20 protein-coding genes and 1 riboswitch are annotated in these 20,329 nt (G+C 66.3%); of the genes, 11 read left to right on the top strand and 9 right to left on the bottom strand.

The annotated features are described in order from the left end of the window. Nucleotides 1–28: 28 nt before the first annotated feature. From dacB1 to nagA, 4 genes are read left to right on the top strand one after another with little or no spacing between them, the layout of a single operon-like run. Nucleotides 29–1,243 carry a D-alanyl-D-alanine carboxypeptidase DacB1 gene (gene dacB1, locus AWC06_RS14040; RefSeq protein WP_085198529.1) on the top strand — a complete coding sequence of 405 codons (1,215 nt, stop codon included), beginning with the start codon at nucleotides 29–31 and terminating at the stop codon, nucleotides 1,241–1,243. Between the two features lie 19 nt (nucleotides 1,244–1,262). Continuing rightward, nucleotides 1,263–2,084, top strand: coding sequence for a DUF1707 SHOCT-like domain-containing protein (locus tag AWC06_RS14035; protein ID WP_227370975.1), 822 nt, complete (start codon nucleotides 1,263–1,265; stop codon nucleotides 2,082–2,084). Nucleotides 2,085–2,093: 9 nt separating this feature from the next. Next, entirely contained in the window at nucleotides 2,094–3,458 is a 1,365-nt protein-coding gene (locus AWC06_RS14030) for a sugar porter family MFS transporter (protein WP_085198525.1), read from the top strand. After that, entirely contained in the window at nucleotides 3,455–4,591 is a 1,137-nt protein-coding gene (gene nagA, locus AWC06_RS14025) for an N-acetylglucosamine-6-phosphate deacetylase (protein ID WP_085198523.1), read from the top strand. The genes AWC06_RS14030 and nagA overlap by 4 nt, the downstream gene beginning before the upstream one ends. Here nagA and AWC06_RS14020 read toward each other — a convergent pair. Then, on the bottom strand, nucleotides 4,547–5,119 hold the full coding sequence (locus AWC06_RS14020) for a methyltransferase family protein (RefSeq protein WP_085198521.1): 573 nt from the start codon (nucleotides 5,117–5,119) through the stop codon (nucleotides 4,547–4,549). The two genes, nagA and AWC06_RS14020, sit on opposite strands and share 45 nt — an antisense overlap. Nucleotides 5,120–5,214: 95 nt before the next feature. On the opposite strand from AWC06_RS14020, the gene AWC06_RS14015 reads away from it, so the two are divergent. Continuing rightward, nucleotides 5,215–5,808 carry a TetR/AcrR family transcriptional regulator gene (locus AWC06_RS14015; RefSeq protein ID WP_085198519.1) on the top strand — a complete coding sequence of 198 codons (594 nt, stop codon included), beginning with the start codon at nucleotides 5,215–5,217 and terminating at the stop codon, nucleotides 5,806–5,808. A 74-nt stretch (nucleotides 5,809–5,882) separates the two neighbouring features. Beyond that, a complete protein-coding gene (locus AWC06_RS14010; RefSeq protein WP_085198517.1) occupies nucleotides 5,883–6,266 on the top strand; it encodes a nuclear transport factor 2 family protein in 384 nt (127 codons plus the stop codon). A 42-nt stretch (nucleotides 6,267–6,308) separates the two neighbouring features. On the opposite strand, the gene yhjD is transcribed toward AWC06_RS14010, so the two are convergent. Further along, nucleotides 6,309–7,337, bottom strand: coding sequence for an inner membrane protein YhjD (gene yhjD / locus AWC06_RS14005; RefSeq protein WP_085198515.1), 1,029 nt, complete (start codon nucleotides 7,335–7,337; stop codon nucleotides 6,309–6,311). Continuing rightward, nucleotides 7,334–8,350, bottom strand: coding sequence for a tryptophan--tRNA ligase (trpS, locus tag AWC06_RS14000; RefSeq protein WP_085198513.1), 1,017 nt, complete (start codon nucleotides 8,348–8,350; stop codon nucleotides 7,334–7,336). The genes yhjD and trpS overlap by 4 nt, the downstream gene beginning before the upstream one ends. A 73-nt stretch (nucleotides 8,351–8,423) precedes the next feature. Between trpS and AWC06_RS13995 the strand changes: the two genes are divergently transcribed. Continuing rightward, nucleotides 8,424–9,266 (top strand): alpha/beta fold hydrolase, encoded by an 843-nt coding sequence (locus tag AWC06_RS13995; RefSeq protein ID WP_139820056.1) that lies wholly within the window; start codon nucleotides 8,424–8,426, stop codon nucleotides 9,264–9,266. On the opposite strand, the gene AWC06_RS13990 is transcribed toward AWC06_RS13995, so the two are convergent. The 3 genes from AWC06_RS13990 to AWC06_RS13980 form a co-directional block, all read right to left on the bottom strand. Then, nucleotides 9,263–10,489 (bottom strand): NADP-dependent isocitrate dehydrogenase, encoded by a 1,227-nt coding sequence (locus AWC06_RS13990; RefSeq protein ID WP_085198511.1) that lies wholly within the window; start codon nucleotides 10,487–10,489, stop codon nucleotides 9,263–9,265. The genes AWC06_RS13995 and AWC06_RS13990 overlap by 4 nt on opposite strands. A 71-nt stretch (nucleotides 10,490–10,560) precedes the next feature. Then, nucleotides 10,561–11,184 carry a hypothetical protein gene (locus tag AWC06_RS23030; RefSeq protein ID WP_139820055.1) on the bottom strand — a complete coding sequence of 208 codons (624 nt, stop codon included), beginning with the start codon at nucleotides 11,182–11,184 and terminating at the stop codon, nucleotides 10,561–10,563. Nucleotides 11,185–11,320: 136 nt separating this feature from the next. Next, entirely contained in the window at nucleotides 11,321–13,558 is a 2,238-nt protein-coding gene (locus AWC06_RS13980; protein WP_085198507.1) for an NADP-dependent isocitrate dehydrogenase, read from the bottom strand. A gap of 83 nt (nucleotides 13,559–13,641) precedes the next feature. Then, a riboswitch (SAM riboswitch) is annotated at nucleotides 13,642–13,761 on the top strand. A 223-nt stretch (nucleotides 13,762–13,984) separates the two neighbouring features. On the opposite strand from AWC06_RS13980, the gene metX reads away from it, so the two are divergent. Next, nucleotides 13,985–15,124, top strand: coding sequence for a homoserine O-acetyltransferase MetX (metX, locus tag AWC06_RS13975; protein WP_085198505.1), 1,140 nt, complete (start codon nucleotides 13,985–13,987; stop codon nucleotides 15,122–15,124). Further along, nucleotides 15,121–15,852, top strand: a complete 732-nt coding sequence (locus AWC06_RS13970) for a class I SAM-dependent methyltransferase (RefSeq protein WP_085198503.1) — start codon at nucleotides 15,121–15,123, stop codon at nucleotides 15,850–15,852. The genes metX and AWC06_RS13970 overlap by 4 nt, the downstream gene beginning before the upstream one ends. A gap of 68 nt (nucleotides 15,853–15,920) precedes the next feature. Here AWC06_RS13970 and AWC06_RS13965 read toward each other — a convergent pair whose 3' ends face one another. Beyond that, nucleotides 15,921–17,360, bottom strand: a complete 1,440-nt coding sequence (locus AWC06_RS13965) for an FAD-binding oxidoreductase (RefSeq protein ID WP_085198501.1) — start codon at nucleotides 17,358–17,360, stop codon at nucleotides 15,921–15,923. Nucleotides 17,361–17,494: 134 nt separating this feature from the next. Between AWC06_RS13965 and AWC06_RS13960 the strand changes: the two genes are divergently transcribed. After that, on the top strand, nucleotides 17,495–17,875 hold the full coding sequence (locus AWC06_RS13960) for a DUF732 domain-containing protein (RefSeq protein ID WP_085198499.1): 381 nt from the start codon (nucleotides 17,495–17,497) through the stop codon (nucleotides 17,873–17,875). Between the two features lie 51 nt (nucleotides 17,876–17,926). Here the strand turns inward: AWC06_RS13960 and AWC06_RS13955 are convergent, their stop codons facing one another. Both AWC06_RS13955 and AWC06_RS13950 read right to left on the bottom strand, forming a co-directional pair. Then, nucleotides 17,927–18,220 carry a DUF3017 domain-containing protein gene (locus AWC06_RS13955; RefSeq protein WP_085198497.1) on the bottom strand — a complete coding sequence of 98 codons (294 nt, stop codon included), beginning with the start codon at nucleotides 18,218–18,220 and terminating at the stop codon, nucleotides 17,927–17,929. Further along, nucleotides 18,217–19,065: a bifunctional methylenetetrahydrofolate dehydrogenase/methenyltetrahydrofolate cyclohydrolase gene (locus tag AWC06_RS13950; RefSeq protein WP_085198495.1), complete on the bottom strand. Its 849-nt coding sequence runs from the start codon at nucleotides 19,063–19,065 to the stop codon at nucleotides 18,217–18,219. Before AWC06_RS13950 ends, AWC06_RS13955 begins: the two co-directional genes overlap by 4 nt. Nucleotides 19,066–19,102: 37 nt before the next feature. On the opposite strand from AWC06_RS13950, the gene AWC06_RS13945 reads away from it, so the two are divergent. Then, the gene (locus AWC06_RS13945; RefSeq protein ID WP_085198493.1) at nucleotides 19,103–20,302 is read left to right on the top strand and encodes an NADH:flavin oxidoreductase; all 1,200 of its coding nucleotides are present in this window, start codon (nucleotides 19,103–19,105) and stop codon (nucleotides 20,300–20,302) included. The last annotated feature ends 27 nt before the right edge of the window (nucleotides 20,303–20,329 follow it).

The following is a 20,329-nucleotide window of genomic DNA, read 5'->3' as shown; positions in this document are numbered from 1 at the left end:
GCGGCGGATCGCCTACTCTGCACAAACGATGGTCTTCGTACGTTCTGCATCGTGCCTGGCAGGGGCGGTTTTCCTGCTCGCCGCTCCCGCCATGCCGGCCGCGTTCGCCGAGCCCGATGCGGCGCACACCTGTCCGTACAAGGTCTCCACTCCGCCCGCGGTGGACTCGTCCGAGGTCCCGCAGGCCGGCGACCCGCCGCTTCCGCTGCCGGTGCCCTCTTCGCCGGTCGGCGGTAACGCGCTGGGCGGTTGCGGTGTCGTCGCCGCGGCCAACACACCGCCGGTGCCCGGCGACGTCTCCGCCGAGGCGTGGGTGGTGGCCGACCTGGACAGCGGTGCGGTCATCGCGGCCCGCGACCCGCACGGGCGTCACCGCCCAGCCAGCGTCATCAAGGTGCTCGTCGCGATGGCATCGATCAACGAGCTCAACCTCAACAAGACCGTCGACGGCACCGCGGAGGACGCCGCCGCCGAGGGCACCAAGGTCGGCGTCGCGCCCGGCGGCAGGTACACCGTCAACCAGTTACTGCACGGGTTGTTGATGCACTCCGGCAACGACGCCGCCCATGCGCTGGCCATGCAACTCGGCGGCATGCAGGCCGCATTGGACAAAATCAACATGCTGGCCGCCAAGCTCGGTGGGCGCGACACGCGGGTCGCGACGCCGTCCGGGCTGGACGGGCCGGGCATGAGCACGTCGGCGTATGACATCGGCCTGTTCTACCGATATGCCTGGGGGAACCCGACATTCGCGAACATCGTCAACACGCGGACCTTCGACTTCCCGGGTCACGCGGACCATCCGGGCTACCAGCTGGAAAACGACGACCAGCTGCTCTACAACTACCCCGGCGCCATCGGCGGCAAGACCGGCTACACCGACGACGCGGGCCAGACGTTCGTCGGCGCGGCCAACCGGGACGGGCGCCGGCTGATGGCAGTGCTATTGCACGGGACCCGGGCGCCGATTCCGCCCTGGCAGCAAGCCGCGCGCCTGCTGGACTACGGGTTCGCCACCGCTCCGGGCACCCGGGTGGGGACCTTGATCGAGCCCGACCCGTCGCTGGTGGCCGCCAAGCCCGACGGCGACACCGCTTCGGACGCCGCGGCAAACGCCGCCGCGATCGTGTCGCCCGCAGACGCGCTGCCGGTACGAGTCGGCGTGGCGGTGATCGGCGCCATCGTCGTCTTCGGGTTGATCATGGTTGCGCGCTCGATGAACCGTCGCCCGCAACGAAGTTGACCATCGTACGATCTTCGATGTGGTCACCCCAGGCACCCGGGCTACCGACAGCGATCGCAACGAAACCTGTCAGGCGCTCGACGCGGCGCTGGGCGAGGGCCAGCTGTCGATGGAGGAACACCGCGAACGGGTGAGCGCCGCGACCAAGGCCACCACCCTCGGCGAGCTGCAGGCGCTGGTGTCGGACTTGCAGATCCACCAAGCCCCGGCGCAGTTGAAATCGCCGTCGAGCAGCCGTCTGGGCATCTGGATCGCCGCCGCCGCGGTGCTGCTGGTACTGGGCCTCGGTATCGGCTGGGGGATGTCCAGCAACGGCTCTTCCCCGCCGACCCGCGCCAACACCGGCGGCAGCCCGGCGGCGGCCTTACCGAGCACAGCACCCAGCCCGACACCGGCGCCGGAACAACTGCAGTCAGCCGGCGGGCTGACCAACCTGCTGACGCAAATCCGCGAAAAGTTCGGCGACACGAACGGTTACCAGCTGCTGGTCTACCCCGACTACGCGGTGATCTTCCGGGTCGACCCGCGAAACGACCGCCGCGCCGTGAGTTATGACTTCCAGAACGGCGGCTGGATCCAGATACCCAGCGGCATGATCCCCACCGACACCGCCGTCGCCGATCTCGGCAAGTTCAGCGTTGCCGCGGTGGTCGGCGCTATGCGGGACGCGCCGCAGACCCTCAAGATCGCCGACCCAAAGGTCACCTATCTGATCATCCAGGGAAAGCCCGGCGGCAACCTGGACATGTCGATCTACGTCGGCGACACCGCCGAGCACACCGGCTACATCAAAATCGCGCCGGACGGAGCCGTCACGGCCATCTACCCGCCGGACTACTGAGCCTGCGGTATGCGCCGTAAGGGACTGCTGGTCGGCCTCACCGCAGCGAGCCTGGGCATCGTGTACGGCTACGACGTGTCCAACATCGCCGGCGCGATGCTGTTCGTCACCGACGAATTCGGGCTGACAACGGCCCAGCAGGAACTGGTGACGACGGCGGTGGTGCTCGGCGAGATCGCCGGCGCGCTGACGGCCGGCGTGCTGGCCAACGCGATCGGGCGCCGGCGATCCTTGCTGTCGGTGGCGGCCGGCTACGCGGTGTTCGCGCTTTTGGGCGCGACGTCGGTTTCGGTGCCGATGCTGCTGGTGGCCCGGCTACTGCTGGGCCTGACCATCGGGGTGTCGGTGGTGGTGGTCCCGGTGTTCGTGGCCGAGTCGGCGCCGGCGCGAGTGCGCGGTTCGCTGTTGGTTGCCTACCAGGTCGCGACGGTGCTCGGAATCATGACGGGCTACCTGGTCGCCTACCTGCTGGCCGATTCGCATGCCTGGCGCTGGATGCTGGGGCTGGCCGCGGCCCCGGCCGCGCTGGTGCTGATGCTGTTGCTGCAAATGCCCGACACCGCACGGTGGTATCTGTTCAAGGGCCGAGTCGCAGACGCCCGGCGGGCGCTGCAGCGGGTGGAACCGGACCGTGATGTGGAGCGTGAACTCGCCGAAATCAGCGATGCGCTACAGGAAGAGAGCGGCGGCAGGTTCGCCGAGATGCTGCGGCGGCCATACCTGCGCGCCACCGTCTTCGTGATCGCGCTGGGTTTCTTCATCCAAATCACCGGGATCAACGCGATCGTCTTCTACGGCCCGCGACTGTTCGCGGCGATGGGATTCACCGGCAACTTCGGGCTGCTGGTTCTTCCGGCGCTGGTGCAGGTCGCCGGATTGGCCGCGGTGCTGGTTTCGCTGATACTCGTCGACCGGCTGGGCCGGCGCCCAATTCTGTTGTCCGGCATCGGGACGATGATCGCCGCCGACGTGCTACTCATCGCGGTGTTCGCCATGCATTCCGCCGCGATGTTCGGGTTCATCGGCGTGCTGCTGTTCATCATGGGGTTCGATTTCGGCTTCGGCGCGCTGGTATGGGTGTACGCGGGCGAGAGCTTCCCGTCCCGGTTGCGGTCGATGGGCTCGAGCGCGATGCTCGCCACCAACCTGCTGGCCAATTCGCTGGTTACCGGTTTTTCTCTGACGATGCTGCATTCGTTCGGGGGCGCAGGCACTTTCGGTGTGTTCGGTGTTCTCGCCGTGGCGGCGTTCGCCGTGTTCTATCGGCTCGCCCCGGAGACCAAGGGCCGCCAGCTCGAGGAGATCCGGCACTTCTGGGAGAACGACGGGCGCTGGCCGGAAGAATCGCCCACCGCTGCGGGTGTGCGGCCATGACGCTGATCGCCGCCGGCGCCGTCGCCCTGGAGCGAGGGATCTGCCGGCCGGGTTGGGTAGCGACCGACGGTGACCGGATCGGTGCATGCGGCGCCGGTCCGCCGCCCCGCCCGGCCGATGTCGACATGCCCGGCGCGCTGGTCGTGCCGGGCTCTGTCGACATGCATGCACACGGCGGGGGCGGCGGCTCGTACACCGGCGGCGACGTGGCAGACATCTCGCGGGCGGCCGAGTTTCACCGTCGGCACGGCACCACCACCACGCTGGCCAGCCTGGTCACAGCACCGCCCGACAATCTGCTCACGGCGGTGGCGGCGCTGGCCGAGTCGACCCGGGTGGGCACCGTCGCCGGTATTCATCTGGAGGGACCGTGGTTGAGCGCCTCGTACTGCGGAGCACACGATCGTGAACAGCTGCGCAACCCCGAGCCCGCCGAGATCGACGCCTTGCTCGCCGCGGGCGACGGCGCCATCCGGATGGTCACCCTGGCACCGGAGCTGCCCGGAAGCCATGCAGCGATCGCCCGGTTCGTCGAGGCGGGAGTGGTTGTCGCCGTTGGACATACGGATGCCGGCTACGAGCAGACCTGCCAGGCCATCGCACTCGGTGCGACGGTCGGTACCCATCTGTTCAACGCGATGCGGCCACTGCATCACCGCGAGCCCGGGCCCGCGCTCGCACTGTTACAGGATCCCCGGGTGACCGTGGAATTGATCGCCGACGGTGTTCACGTCCACCCCGCGATGCTCCGGGCGGTGATCGAGGCGGCAGGAATCGGCCGGGTTGCGTTGGTCACCGACGCCACCGCGGCAGCGGGCTTGGGCGACGGCGAATTCCGGCTCGGCACAATGCAGATCGAGGTCGTCGACCAGGTAGCGCGAGTGCGTGGCACGTCGACGATCGCGGGCAGCACCGCCACCATGGATCAGCTCTTCCGCGCGGCGGCGGGGCTCGGCTCGAACTCCGACGCGGCGCTGGCCGCTGCGGTGCAGATGACGTCGACGACCCCGGCCCGCGCGGTGGGACTTGACCATGTCGGTATCCTGCGGGCCGGTTTTGCCGCCAATCTCGTTGTCCTGGACCAGGATCTACAGGTTGCCCGCGTCATGGCCGACGGCCAGTGGTGGGTTTGACGGTTCCCACGCCGAGATGCGGGGAATCCAGCGCGGAACGTTATCGCGGTAGGTGAGGTATTCACGGCCGTACCGCTCGATGAGATGAGGTTCTTCCCAGAACCGGATTGCTGTCGCCTGGAATGCCAAGAAGATCGCAAACCACGCGAGCAGCGAACCGGACGCCGTGACGGCCGCTTCCCCGAGCAGGATGCACAGCACCCCGCTGATCATCGGGTTGCGTACATGCCGGTACGGCCCGTGCACCACGAGGTGCACCGGCTCCCCCATCACGTTGCCCAGCCCGAGCGTCCCCTCGCCCACTCGGTGAAACAGCGTCACCGTCCAGACGACCAGGCCCAGGCCAACGGCCATCAGCAGGGTGCCGGCTACGGCGAGGGTGACCGCAAGCGCGAAACCGAGGTCCGACGGCCACACACCGGGCCATCGCACCAGTAGCGCCGGAACCACCAACGTCACAGTGACCGGGAACAGCAGGACCGAGATGAGATGACGCCACCAGAGGCGCCGTCCGCGTGTATCAGCCATGACAGCCTCCTAATTAATACTTCATCCTGCGTTGAACAATGACGTTACGCCCGAGAGGCCCCTAGGTCAACAAGCGTTGAAGTATGCTTCGGTGCATGCCGGAAGCCCGCCGCGCGGGCCGGTGGCGTACCGGTCAGCAGAACAGGCAGCGGATCATCGACGTGGCGCGTGACCGTTTCATGCGCGACGGGTACGAGCGAGCCACCGTCCGCGCGATCGCCGCCGACGCCGGTGTCGATGTCGCGATGGTCTACTACTTTTTCGGCAGCAAGGAGGGCCTGTTCACCGCGTCGGCGCTGACCGGTCCCGAGCACCCGCTGCACCAGTTGGACGCGCTGCTCGACGACGGACCCGATGACATCGGCCCGCGACTCGTGCGCCGTTTTCTTGAGCACTGGGAAGAAGGTGGCGTGTTCGAGCCGTTCCTGACGCTGTGGCGATCTGCGGCGATCCAGCCGCAGGCGCGAAAGGTCTTGCACGACACCATCGCCGGTCCCACGGCCGAGCGCGTCGCCGCCGAATTCGGGGTCGCCGATGCCGAGCTGCGTGTCGAATTGGTGGCCAGTCACCTCGCCGGGCTGGCGTTCGCGCGTTACCAGCTCAGGCTCGAGCCGATCGCATCCACCCCCGTCGAGGATGTAGTGGCCTGGATCGGGCCGACGGTGCAGCGCTATCTGACCGAATCCTGACGGCCGGGATGTCACATCCGGTAGCGGTGCGGCGTCATAGCTGTGAACCACTTTTCATCCGGAGGTCAGCAGACATGAATGCGTTTCGCGCGGCCGTCGAAGCACGCCGATTCGACACCATTGGCGGTATTTTCGCCGAGGACGTGGTGCTGCACAGTCCGGTCGCGCACCGCCCTTATCGGGGTCGAGAGATGGTTGCGGCCATCGTCGGCGCGGTAGCGCGGGTTTTGGAAGGCTTTCGTTTCGAGAACGAGATCGGCGATCAGGAAACCGGCGGTAGTCGTGCGCTGATGTTCATGGCCACCGTGAGCGACCTGGAAATTCAGGGCTGCGATTTTGTGCACACCCGAGACGACGGCCTGATCGACGAGATCACCGTCATGCTTCGCCCCCTCAAGGCGACGGCGGTGTTCGCGGAGCGGATGCGTGAAGAGTTCGAAAAAGCCTTGCAGCAGTGACTTTGCTACCGTCAACCCGATGGCCCTGGCTCGTCTAGCTCCTTAGCTCTTGTTGCGCCGGACGAGCCGGGAAAGACCAAGTGCCCCAACAGCGCCAACCACCGCGGCGGTCAACGCCTGCCGCGCGCTCAGACCCTCGTCCAGCTGCACGCGGGGCGTGATGACCGCGGGCGCGGGCGGTTCCACCGGCGCCGCGCGCAGGTTCTCCGCCGACGTCGCCGCCCACGCGGTGGCGAACAGCAGCAGCCGCGCAGTGATGTAGGCGAACACCATCAGACCCAGCACCGGCCCGAACGTCGCGCTGGCGGGGCTTCGGAGCACCGACTGCAGGAAGATCGATGCGATCTGCTTGAACACTTCGAATCCGACCGCCGCCAGCAGCCCCGCCCGGACCGAGCTGGCGAAGCTGACCGATTCCCTCGGAAGCCGCGCGATCATCCAAGTGAACACAAGCCACGACACCAGCAGCGACACCAGCAGCGACACACCACGAAGAATCCCATCGAGCACCGGGGCGTTGTGAATACCCAACCAGCCCAACATTTTCGCCATCGGTGCGGCACCGACCAGTGCACTGAACACGAGGGTGGCGAGGATAGCCACGAACGACGACAGCATCGCCACGAGATCGGATAGCTTGGTCCGAACGAAGCCCGCGGGCTCCGCGCGCTGCTGCCACATGCCGCTCAGCGCCTCGCGAAGATTGGCCATCCAGCTCAGGCCGGCCCATCCCGCGGTGGCCAGGCCGATGATCCCCACCGACGCGCGCGAATCGATCGCCGAGTTCATCAGATCGATGACCTGCTGTCCGAGATTGCCGGGGACGGTGGCTCTGACCTTGTTGTCGATCTCGTTCAGCAGGTCGGGTCGACGCGACAGCACGAACCCACCGATCCCGAAACCGACCATCAGCAAAGGGAATAACGCGAAGATCGTGTAGTAGGTGAGACCGGCCGCGAAGTAGTTCCCGCGGCATTCTTTGAATCGCTCGTTCGCACGCATCGCGTGGTCGAACCATCCGAACCGCGCCCGCAGCCGATCGACAAGTCCAGGTTTGGCCGATTCGCTCATCGATGTGGCAGGAACCCGAGCCGGTCATAGACTCGATCCACCGTCTTGGACGCCACGTCGTCGGCCCGCGCCGCGCCGGCCGCCAGCACCGACTCCAATTCGACCGGGTCCGCGAGCAACTCGTCGACCCGGGCCTTGATCGGCGTCACGAATTCGACGACGGCCTCGGCGGTGTCCTTCTTCAGGTCGCCGTAGCCATGCCCCGCGTAACGCTGTACCAGGGTCTCGACGGCGTCCCCGGTTACGGCGGATTGGATGCTGAGCAGGTTCGACACCCCGGGCTTGGCGTTCGGGTCGTAGCGGATCTCGCGTTCGCTGTCCGTCACGGCGGAGCGAATCTTCTTGGCGGACAACGCAGGATCATCGAGCAGGTTGATCAGCCCGGCATCGGTGGCCGCCGACTTGCTCATCTTCGACGACGGGTCTTGCAGGTCGTAGATCTTGGCGGTGATTTTGGGGATGAGCAGGTCGGGTACCACGAAGGTGTCCGGAAACCGGCTGTTAAACCGTTGCGCGACATCGCGTGCGAGTTCCAGGTGCTGACGCTGGTCCTCCCCGACCGGCACCAGCTCGGCGTCGTAGGCCAGCACATCGGCGGCCTGCAGCACGGGATAGGTGAACAGGCCGACTGTCGTCGATTCACCGCCCTGACGCGTCGATTTGTCCTTGAACTGCGTCATCCGCGAAGCCTGGCCGAAACCGGTGAAACAGCCCAGCACCCAGGCCAGCTGGGTGTGTGCGGGCACATGACTTTGCACGAAGATGGTGCTGCGGGCGGGATCGATGCCCAGCGCCAGGTATTGGGCGGCGGTAATCAGGGTGCGGCGCCGCAGTACTTCGGGATCCTGCGCGATGGTGATCGCGTGCAGGTCGACGACACAGAAGAACGCGTCGTGGTCGTCCTGCAACTCAGCCCAGTGTGTGACCGCACCCAGCGCATTTCCGAGGTGCAGGGAGTCGGAGGTGGGCTGCACGCCGGAGAAGACCCGGCGCGATCCGGTGGCGGTGCTCATGATGCTTCGATCTTTTCACGGCGGCGCACGGCCGCCTTGCGGTACCGGCGGTATCACCTTTACTGTCGGCAGCATGACGTCTCGCGAGCCGATTCATCTCGGATCCGGCGAACCCGTGGTTCTGCTGCACCCGTTCCTGATCTCCCAGCTGGTCTGGCAGACCGTGGCCCAGCAGCTGGCCGACACCGGCCGCTATGAGGTGTTCGCGCCGACGATGGCCGGCCACAACGGCGGCCCGTACGCCGGCACCTGGTTCCTCAGCTCGTCGGTGTTGGCCGACCACGTCGAGCGGCAGATGGACCAACTCGGCTGGAACACCGCGCACATCGTCGGTAACTCGTTGGGGGGGTGGGTCGCCTTCGAACTGGAAAGCCGCGGCCGAGCCCGCACGGTCACCGGCATCGCCCCGGCCGGCGGCTGGACCCGATGGAGCCCGGCCAAATTCGAGGTGATCGCGAAGTTCGTCCTGGGCATGCCGGCCTGGGCGCTGGCGCGCTGGCTCGGCCCGCGCGTACTACACCTGCCGCTGTCCCGCCGACTGGCCACCCTGCCGGTCAGCGGATCACCCGACGGGGTCAGCGACAGCGAGCTGATCGCGATCATCGACGATGTGGCGCACTGCCCGGCCTACTTCCAGTTGCTGATCAAGGCGCTGCTGCTGCCCGGCCTGGTGGACTTGGCGCACACCGCCGTCCCCGCGCACCTGGTGATCTGCGAGAAGGATCGGGTGTTTCCCGGGCCAAGATCCCACCGGTACTTCCGGGCCCAACTTCCCGAGGGCACGCAGGTGACCGAGCTCGACGGGCTCGGGCACATCCCGATGTTCGAAGCGCCGGGACGGATCACCGAAGTCATCACCGACTTCCTCGACCAATACAGCCGGCCGGACCGGGCGCTGCAGCCGCCGGCGAGTTAGTCGAGCGCCTTCTTCAAGTTGTCGGCGATCGCGCCGAGGAATTCCTCGCTGGTCTGCCACTCCTGATCGTCGCCGATCAGCAGCGCGAGGTCCTTGGTCATCTGACCACCCTCGACCGTGGACACGACGACGTCCTCCAGCTTCTGCGCGAACTCGCTCACCTCAGGTGTGTTGTCCAGCTTGCCGCGGTGCTGCAACCCGCGGGTCCAGGCGAAGATCGAGGCGATCGGGTTGGTCGAGGTCGGCTTGCCTTCCTGGTACTGGCGGAAATGCCGGGTGACGGTGCCGTGGGCGGCTTCGGCCTCCACCGTCTTACCGTCGGCGGTCATCAGCACCGATGTCATCAGCCCCAGCGAGCCGTAACCCTGGGCGACCGCGTCGGATTGCACGTCGCCGTCGTAGTTCTTGCACGCCCACACATAGCCGCCCTCCCACTTCAGAGCGGCAGCGACCATGTCGTCGATCAGCCGGTGCTCGTAGGTCAGTCCCGCTTCCTCGAACTTGTCCTTGAACTCCTCGTCGTAGATGCGCTGGAACTCGTCTTTGAACATGCCGTCGTAGGTCTTGAGGATGGTGTTCTTCGTCGAGAGATACACCGGGAAGTTCTCTTGCAGCCCATAGGCGAAGGAGGCGCGCGCGAAATCCTGAATGGATTCCTTGAAGTTGTACATCCCCATCACGACGCCACCCTCTTCGGGGATGCTCACCATCTCATGCACGATCGGCTCGCCCTCGTCGTTGGGCGTGAAGGTCAGGGTGACGGTCCCGGGCCGGTCGACTTTGAAGTTCGTCGCGCGGTACTGATCACCAAAAGCGTGGCGGCCGATGATAATCGGCTTCTTCCACCCGGGCACCAGGCGCGGGATGTTCGAGATGATGATCGGCTCGCGAAAGATCGTGCCGCCCAGGATGTTTCGAATCGTGCCATTGGGTGACGACCACATGTGCTTGAGGTTGAACTCCTCGACGCGGGCCTCGTCGGGGGTGATGGTGGCGCATTTGACGCCCACACCGTGCTTTTTGATCGCGTACGCCGAGTCGATCGTCACCTGGTCGTCGGTGTCGTCGCGGTGCTCGATGCCCAGGTCGTAGTAGTCCAGATTGATGTCGAGGTGCGGCAGGATCAGCATGTCCTTGATCCACTGCCAGATGACGCGGGTCATCTCGTCGCCGTCGAGCTCTACGACCGTGCCTTCGACTTTGATCTTGTGTCCGCCAGACATGTCCCAACCCTACAAGGGGCGCCCGTTTGGCCTGGTCACAGTCACAGCCCGCCAATTGGTTTGAGTTCGAGTTATACGGCCCTTGGTTGCGCCTTTGACCGATTGATCCAGAAAAAGATGATGCGCGCCGCCAAGAAACCGACTGCCGCCGTGTACAGCAGGATCCCAACCGCAGGCGACACGTTCAGACCTCCCAAGTCCCCGACTTGCTTCGCTGCCGAATCCAGGTCGAACCAATCAGTGATCATGTCAATGACCAGAAGGCCGATCAGAACAGTCAGCACGATGGGTGCCCAGCGTTGCGCCTGAGGTCGGGTAAACGTTACCCATACCAATACCGCGCTCCCGGCGATTAATACGAAGGCTCCGAACATATCGACGCCGCCCAGGGAAAAGGTCTCCCCCAACCCCTCGGCGCTGACGCTGGCCCACGGCAGGAAGATCGAGATCAGGGCAACGGCAAGTCCGCCATAGAGCAGCCACGCAGGAAGCGGGAGCTTTGCGGCGACACTCGTGAATGCTGCTGACCCGCTACCGAGATTTTGACCGCCAGGGGCCGAGTACTGGGGATAGGCACCAGGAGCAGACGACGATTGCGGCGGGGGCGGCGCCGCGTAGTTAGGGTGCTGCTCCGGTGGATACCAGTTGCCGTCTGATGCCTGCCACCATCCAGGGCCCTGCGCTGCGCTATTCATCGATATCCCCTTTTCACTGTGTGGACGAAAGAGCTGAGGTCGTTGGAGCGCTTCGTGTGACAATGCTGGGGCGGACGTCTTGACGAATCCTAAAAGGATTCTTGCCGAAATATTGGGGCCTTCGCAGTTACCGCGGTCAGCCTTGCGCAGCTGCGAGCGCAGCATTGAATGTTTTGCTCGGCCGCATCACCGCGGTGGTCATGGCGGGGTCCGGCGCGTAGTAGCCACCGATGTCCACCGGGTTGCCCTGTGCCTCGTTGAGTTCGGTGACGATGGCATCCTCGGCCTCGGCCAGCGCATCGGCGAGTGCGGCGAAGTGCTTGCGCAGTTCCTGGTCGTCGTTCTGTGCGGCGAGTTCTTGCGCCCAGTACATGGCGAGGTAGAACTGGCTTCCCCGGTTGTCCAGCTCGCCGGTCTTGCGCGACGGGCTCTTCTTGTTGTCCAGCAGCTTGCCGATCGCGGCGTCCAGCGTCTTGGCCAGAATCTCGGCCCGCGCGTTGCTGGTCTTGATGCCCATATCTTCGAAACAAGCGCCCAGAGCGAGGAACTCGCCGAGCGAATCCCAGCGCAGATGGTTTTCCTCCACCAGTTGGTGGACGTGCTTGGGCGCCGAGCCGCCGGCCCCGGTTTCGTACATTCCGCCGCCGGCCATCAGCGGCACGATGGACAGCATCTTGGCGCTGGTCCCCAGTTCCAGGATCGGGAACAGGTCGGTGAGGTAGTCGCGCAGGATGTTGCCGGTGGCGGCGATGGTATCCAGCCCGCGGATCAGGCGCTCCAGCGTGTACCGCATGGCGCGCACCTGGGACATGATCTGGATGTCGAGGCCGCTGGTGTACTGATCGTTCAGGTATGCCTTGACCTTCTTGATCATCTCGTTCTCATGCGGACGGTACGGGTCCAGCCAGAACACCACCGGCATACCGGAGTTCCGCGCACGGGTGACGGCCAGCTTGACCCAGTCGCGAATCGCTGCGTCCTTGGCTATGCACATCCGCCAGATGTCGCCGGCTTCCACGTTCTGGGTCAGCAAGACTTCACCGGTGGCCAGGTCGACGATGTTGGCCACACCGTCCTCGGGCACCTCGAAGGTCTTGTCGTGCGAGCCGTACTCCTCGGCCTGCTGCGCCATCAGGCCGACATTGGGGACGGTGCCCATCGTGGTCGGATCGAACGCGCCGTTGGTCTTACAGAAGTTGATGATCTCCTGGTAGATGCGCGAGAAAGTGGACTCGGGGTTCACCGCCTTGGTGTCCTTGGGCCGCCCGTCGGCGCCGTACATCTTGCCGCCGGCGCGGATCATCGCGGGCATCGAGGCGTCCACGATCACGTCGCTGGGCGAATGGAAGTTCGAGATTCCCTTGGCCGAATCGACCATCGCCAACTCGGGGCGGTGCTCATGGCAGGCGTGCAGGTCACGGATGATCTCGTCGTGCTGGGATGCCGGCAGCGACTCGATCTTGCTGTACAGGTCGACCAACCCGTTGTTGACGTTGACGCCCAGTTCGTCGAAGAGTTTCTGGTGCTTGGCGAAGGCGTCCTTGTAGAAGGTCTTCACCGCGTGGCCGAACACGATGGGGTGGCTGACCTTCATCATCGTGGCCTTGACGTGCAAAGAGAACATCACGCCGGTCTTGCGCGCATCCTCCATCTGCTCTTCGTAGAACTCACACAAGGCCTTCTTGCTCATGAACATGCTGTCGATGATGTCGCCGTCGCCCAGCGACACCTTCGGCTTGAGCACCATCGTCTTGCCGCTTTTGGTCAGCAGTTCCATCTTCACGTCGCGGGCGCGGTCCAGCGTCATCGACTTCTCGCCGTGATAGAAGTCGCCGTGCCGCATGGTCGCCACGTGGGTGCGCGAGGCCATCGACCACTCGCCCATGCTGTGCGGGTTCTTGCGCGCGTACTCCTTGACCGCCTTGGGTGCCCGGCGGTCCGAGTTGCCCTCCCGCAGCACCGGGTTCACCGCGCTGCCAAGGCATTTGGCGTAGCGGTTACGGATGTCTTTTTCCTCATCGGTCGTGGGGTTCACCGGATAGTCCGGAAGCTTGTAGCCCTTTGCCTGCAGTTCCCGGATAGCGGCCACCAGCTGCGGCACCGAGGCGCTGATGTTCGGCAGCTTGATGATGTTGGTGTCGGGCAGCTGCGTCAGGCGGCCCAGTTCAGCCAGGTTGTCCGAAACCCGCTGCTCTTCGGTGAGGTAGTCGGGAAATTCGGCCAGGATGCGGGTGGCCACCGAGATGTCGCTGGTCTTCACCTTGATGCCGGCCGGCTCGGTGAAGGCGCGCACTACCGGCAGAAAGGCGTAGGTCGCCAGCAGCGGCGCCTCATCGGTCAGCGTGTAGATGATGGTCGGCTGCTCGGCGTTCATGGCGTTCAGTATCGCGTACCCGGATAGCCTGCGCGGGCGCACCTGCTGGCACGGGGTCGGCGTGGTGCGATAGGCTGCAGATCGGTCATGAGCGCCAGCGTCAAGCCCCGGCTTGCTGGTCGGCAACCCTCCAACCGCGGTGGGGTGCCCCGGGTGATGACCAGGTTGAGTAGCCACAACCGGCTACGCGGCAAGCGCGGGTCCGCCGTGACGGGCCCCCCGAGTAGACAGGGAAACCTGATGCGCGCCTATTTGGGCTGGCCCATCGTGTCTCGCCGTTGCTGAACGCATGGCCGCCGGTTGACGTCGTCTCGAGATGGCGTCCGCAGTCCTGCGAGCAACGAACCTTCCAGCAGAAAGCATGCTTGTGAGCACTGGTAACGACATCGAGGCCGATCCGTCGGGGCACCAGCGAGGAGGCCCGAGGTGACGATCTTCGACGTGCCCACCCAGGCCCTGCCCGCCGAAGGCGAGACCGGGATCGTCGACATCGGCTCGCTGACGTTGGAAAACGGCGAGGTGATCCACGACGTCTGTATCGCTGTCCAGCGGTGGGGCAAGCTGTCGCCTGCCCGCGACAACGTCGTGGTGGTGTTGCACGCGCTGACCGGCGATTCGCACATCACCGGACCCGCCGGGCCCGGCCACCCGACACCTGGATGGTGGGACGGGGTGGCCGGACCGGGCGCACCGATCGACACCGATCGGTGGTGCGCGGTGGCCACCAATGTGCTGGGCGGCTGCCGCGGCTCGACCGGACCGAGCTCACTGGCCCGGGACGGAAAGCCCTGGGGCTCCCGGTTTCCGGTGATCTCGGTGCGGGATCAGGTCGAGGCCGACGTGGCGGCGCTGGCGGCGCTGGGCATCAGCGAGGTCGCCGCCGTGGTCGGCGGGTCGATGGGCGGCGCGCGGGCGCTGGAGTGGGTCGTCAGCCATCCCGACCGGGTCGGCTCGGGGCTGCTGCTGGCGGTGGGTGCGCGCGCGACCGCCGACCAGATCGGCACGCAGAGCACCCAGGTCGCGGTCATCAAGGCCGACCCGGACTGGCAGGGCGGCGACTACTACGACACCGGGCGCAGTCCCGACGCCGGCCTGCAGATCGCCCGCCGCTTCGCGCATCTGACCTATCGCGGCGAGGTCGAGCTGGACACCCGCTTCGCCAACGACGCCCAGGGCACCGAGGATCCGGTCAGGGGTGGTCGCTACGCGGTGCAGAGCTACCTGGAGCATCAGGGCAGCAAGCTGGTGACCCGCTTCGATGCCGGCAGCTACGTGACCCTCACCGATGCACTGTCCCGCCACGACGTCGGCCGGGGCCGCGGCGGGGTCAGCGCGGCGCTTCGCGGCTGCCCCGTACCGGTGGTGGTCGCCGGAATCACCTCGGACCGGCTTTACCCGCTGCGGCTGCAGGAGGAGCTGGCCGAGCTGATGCCCGGCTGTAGCGAGCTGCAGATTGTGGACTCGATCTACGGGCATGACGGCTTTCTGCTGGAAACCGAGGCCGTCGGTGACCTCATCCGACAGACCCTCGAATTGGCCGCCGCGGAAGGTGCGCGCCCGCGGTGACTCGCTCCGAGCGGGCCGCCTCGCTGTCGTTCGGCGCCGAAGCCGCCGCATACGAGCGTGGCCGCCCGTCGTACCCGCCGGAGGCGATCGACTGGCTGCTCCCGACGGAAGCGCGCGACGTACTCGACCTCGGCGCGGGCACCGGCAAGCTGACCACCCGGCTGGTGGAACGCGGGCTGGACGTGGTAGCCGTCGACCCGATCCCCGAGATGCTCGACGTACTGCGCAGATCGCTGCCCGATACCCCGGCATTACTGGGCACCGCGGAGGAGATTCCCTTGGCGGACAACAGCGTCGACGCGGTGCTCGTGGCGCAGGCCTGGCACTGGTTCAACCCGGAGCAGGCCATTCCCGAACTGGCCCGGGTACTGCGGCCGGGCGGGCGGTTGGGCCTGGTGTGGAACACCCGCGACGAGCGGCTCGGCTGGGTGCGTGAGCTGGGCCGCATCATCGGGCGCGACGGCGACCCGGTGCGCGACAGGGTCACCCTGCCCGAACCGTTCACCGGGTTGGCGCGTCACCAGGTCGAGTGGACGAATTACCTGACGCCGCAGGCATTGATCGACCTAGTGGCGTCCCGCACCTACTGCATCACCTCACCGGCCGAAGTGCGCACCAAGACGCTGGAGCAGGTGCGCGAGTTGCTGGCCACTCATCCGGCGTTGGCCAACAAAGAAGGCCTTGCGCTGCCGTATGTCACGGTCTGCGTACGGGCAACGCTGTCTTAAGCCACGCCGAATGTGGAGTTGTTGCACGGTTTTTCGCGATTTGCGTGCAACAAGTCCACACTCGGCACTCAGAAGTTGAGCCCGGAGAACATGACCCGGCCGGGATCATACCGCTGCCGTACGGCGCTCAGCCGGCCCAGATTCGTGCCGAAGTATCGCGACGGCGGGTCGTTGGCCTCCAGATAGTTCACATAGCCGCCGACCGAATACTGTCGCACGGCTTGATGTGCCGTGTGCAGCCAGCCGGTGGCCGCCGCTGGTGAACCGGCTGTTTCGACGTACCACTGCACCACCGACCCCTGCCGACGCCACGGAAAGGCCGAGGCTCCCGGGGCCACATCGGCGAGGGCGCCGTCGAGCGCATGCATGATCACCAGCGCACGACCCGCCCCACGCGGGAAAGCGTCGAATGCCGAGGCGATCCCCTGAGCCACGGGCGCGGTCATCGTCGGCAAGACATCGGATCCGCCGACATATCCGAGCGGCGACGGGTTGAGGTTGCCGACGGCGAGATAACGGACCAGGTCCAAGTAATTGAACGTGTGGTTTTCGGTCCCGGTCGGTTGCATCCCAACGGCTTTGGTGATCGCGCCCGCCACGCCGTTACCCGAGCCGGCCGGGCAGGTGGCGAGGATTCGACAATGCGGACCCATCGGGTCGGCGGTGGCGTCGGCCAGCGCCCAGCTGCCGCGGTCGGCGGTGCGCAGCCAGTTCTGCCAGCCGACCAGAACTTGAGCGAATGACTGCGGCGGGAAATTGAGGTTCACCACGTCGACGTCGCCGGTGCGGAACGTGGCGAAGGTCAGCGAGGTCGTCACCCCGAAGTTCCCGCCCCCGCCGCCGCGCAACGCCCAGAACAGGTCGGGTTGGCTGTTGGCAGAGGCGGTGACCGCCTGGCCGCCGGGCAGCACCACCGATGCCGCGGTCAACGCGTCACACATCAGGCCTGCGTGCCGGGACTGGGCGCCCAGCCCGCCGCCCAGGGCGTGCCCGGCAGTACCGACCGACGGGCAGGTGCCCGTCGGGATCCCCCGCCCGGCCGCGGCCAACGCCTGGTGTAGCGCATACAGACTGGTCGCGGGCGTCACGGTCACGTATCCGGTCGCGGGGTCGAGATTGATGTCGCCAGGCAGCTGGCGCAGGTCGAGCACCATGGTGCCGTTCGCCGTGGACGCGCCCACATACGAGTGTCCGCCCCCGCGCGGCGCGACCTTGAGATGGTTGGCGGCGGCGAATGCCATCGCCTTCTGCACGTCCGCCGCCGACGTCGGGGTGACAACAGCCGCCGGCGTCAAGTCGCTGTAGTTGGTGTTGAAAACCTGTTTGGCCGAGGCGAATTGGGGACCATCGCCCGGCGTCAGCACGTGTCCGCCGATGGTGGCCGAAAGACCTTCCCAGCCGGTGGGATTCGGGTCTGCGGTGGCCCGGATCGAGCCGAACACCGTGCCGGCGGCCAACGCTCCAGCCGCGCCACGCAGAAAGGTCTGGCGTGAGAATTCACGTGCCACCGCCGCAGTCTTAACCACAGGACGGCAAAAACCGCGGCACCGCAGGACGTGTCGCTCGCGTGACCACCGAAACGTGCGCGAACCTTTACCGCTTCGTGTTGTAGCCGTGACGGCGGTAACGCAGACTTCCGGGAATGCGTCGCAACCCGATTTCATTGGCGGCCGCGGCCGCGCTGGCCACTGCCGTCACCGCATTGGCGGCGCCGGCGCACGCAGACGCGATCGACGATTCTTTTCTCTCGGCGCTCAGCGGCGCCGGCGTCCACTACCAAGATCCGGCCGGCACGGCTGCGCTCGGCCAGTCCGTTTGCCCGATGCTGTCAAAGCCCGGCGGGTCGTTCGCGTCCGCCGCATCGAGCGTGGTCGGCAACACCGGCATGTCGCCGGCCATGGCGCAGATGTTCACCAGCATTGCGATTTCGATGTACTGCCCGTCGATGATGGCGTCGATCGAGAACGGCCAGATGCCCAACCTGCCCGCGGTGCCGGGCATGCCGGGCGTGCCCGGTCTGTAGCCGGATGGTGGCGACCCGCAGCGCCCGGCTTCGCCGCGCTCGCGATCGCCACTAACGCGTTCCCAACGGGTCGATCGTCGACGCGATGTAGACCATCGCCGCCGCCACGAGCGCGGTGGTAGCGAAGTCGATCGCCTTGCTGCGCACCACCAGAAGGCCGGCGTGCTCGTCGGGCAACACCAGCCGCAGCACCGCGGCCACGCCCACGCCGATGCCGATCAACAATGCGCCACGGCGCCAGAACTCTGCCGCCGCCAACGCGAATGCCACCACGAAGACCAGCTCCACCATCACGATCGGCCATTGGGCGGCGAAGATCCTGCGGGTCTGCTCTGTCACAGTCATCGCGCGGCCTCGGCCAATTCGACGACGTTGGTCAGCAGGAACGCCCGCGTCAGCGGGCCGACACCGCCGGGGTTCGGCGACACGTGACCGGCGACCTCCCACACATCGGGATGCACGTCGCCGACCAGCCCGTCGTCGGTCCGGCTGACGCCGACGTCCACCACCGCCGCGCCCGGCCGCACCATGTCGGCGGTCAGCAGGTGCGGGACACCCACGGCAGCCACGATGATGTCGGCCTGACGGGTCAGCGCGGCGAGGTTACGAGTTCCGGTGTGGCACAACGTCGCCGTGGCATTCTCCGAGCGGCGGGTCAGCAGTAGGCCCAACGGACGCCCAACCGTCACGCCCCGGCCGATGACGACCACGTGGGCGCCGGCGATTTCGACGTCGTAGCGGCGCAGCAGGTGCACGATGCCGCGCGCCGTGCAGGGCAGCGGTGCGGGGGTGCCCAGCACCAGCCGCCCCAGGTTCGTCGGGTGCAGGCCGTCGACGTCCTTGGTCGGGTCGACCCGCTCCAGGGCGGCGTTCTCATCCAGGTGCTTGGGCAGCGGCAGCTGCACGATGTAGCCCGTGCACTCGGGGTTGGCGTTGAGCTCGTCGATGGTCTCGTCGAGTTTGGCCTGGCTGACGTCGGCCGGCAGGTCGCGGCGAATCGACGTGATACCGACCTTGGCGGAGTCGGAATGCTTGCCACGGACGTAGGCCTGTGATCCGGGATCGTCGCCCACCAGGATTGTGCCCAGTCCGGGTGTGCGGCCCGATGCGGTCAATGCGGCCACTCGCTGCTTGAGGTCGACGAAGATCTCGTCGCGCGTGGCCTTGCCGTCCAACGTGATCGCACCCACGCCTGACAGTCTGGCACGCCCGCGTACGCTCCCCGGTATGCCCACCCTGGACGTGTTCGCCCCGGCCAAGCTCGGTCCGGTGACGCTGCGCAACCGGATCATCAAGGCCGCCACCTTCGAAGCCCGCACACCGGACGCACTGGTCACCGACGACCTGATCGAATATCACCGGCTGCCGGCCGCCGGCGGGGTCGGCATGACGACCGTGGCGTACTGCGCGGTCTCCCAGGGTGGACGCACCGAAGGCAACGGAATCTGGATGCGTCCGGAAGCGGTGCCTGGGTTTCGCCGGCTCACCGACGCGATCCACGCCGAGGGCTCGGCCGTCAGCGCTCAGATCGGCCACGCCGGTCCCGTGGCCAACGCCAAAACCAACAAGGCCACGGCGCTGGCGCCGGTGCGGTTCTTCAACCCGATCGGAATGCGCTTCGCCAAGAAGGCGACCCGCGAGGACATCGACGACGTGATAGCCGCGCACGCCAACGCGGCCCGGCTTGCCATCGAAGCGGGTTTCGACGCGGTCGAAATCCATTTGGGTCATAACTATTTCGCGAGTTCCTTTCTTTCTCCGTTGATCAATCGTCGCAACGACGAGTTCGGCGGATCGCTGGAGAACCGAGCCAAGGTGGCCCGCGGGATGGTGATGGCCGTGCGACGCGCGGTGGAGAAGGAGGGCACCCCGATCGCGGTCACGGCCAAACTCAACATGGCCGACGGGGTACGCGGCGGCATCTCCACCGAAGAGGCGTTGACCACCGCCAAGTGGTTGCAGGACGACGGCGGGCTGGACGCGATCGAACTCACGGCGGGCAGCTCGCTGGTCAACCCGATGTATCTGTTCCGCGGTGACGCGCCGGTCAAGGAGTTCGCCGGCGCGTTCAAGCCGCCGGTGCGCTGGGGCATGCGCATGACCGGCAAGAAGTTCCTGCGCGAGTACCCCTACCGAGACGCGTACTTGTTGCGTGACGCCAAGCTGTTCCGCGCCGAGCTGTCGATGCCGCTCATTCTGCTGGGCGGCATCACCAACCGGGAGACGATGGACCTGGCGATGGCGGAGGGATTCCAGTTTGTCGCGATGGCCCGGGCGCTGCTGGCCGAGCCGGACTTGGTCAACCGGCTGGCGACCGAAGGCGACCGGGTGCATTCGGCGTGTACGCACTGCAACCAATGCATGCCGACGATCTACAGCCGCACCCGCTGCGTGGTGACCGGCGCCCCGGACGCTCTCGCCCCTTAGCCGACTGGGACACAACCGATACAGTCG

It is taken from the genome of Mycobacterium fragae (assembly GCF_002102185.1).
Taxonomy (GTDB): Bacteria; Actinomycetota; Actinomycetes; order Mycobacteriales; family Mycobacteriaceae; genus Mycobacterium; species Mycobacterium fragae.
Note: the sequence above shows the minus strand (reverse complement) of the source record. Positions and strands in the feature narration are given on the sequence as shown.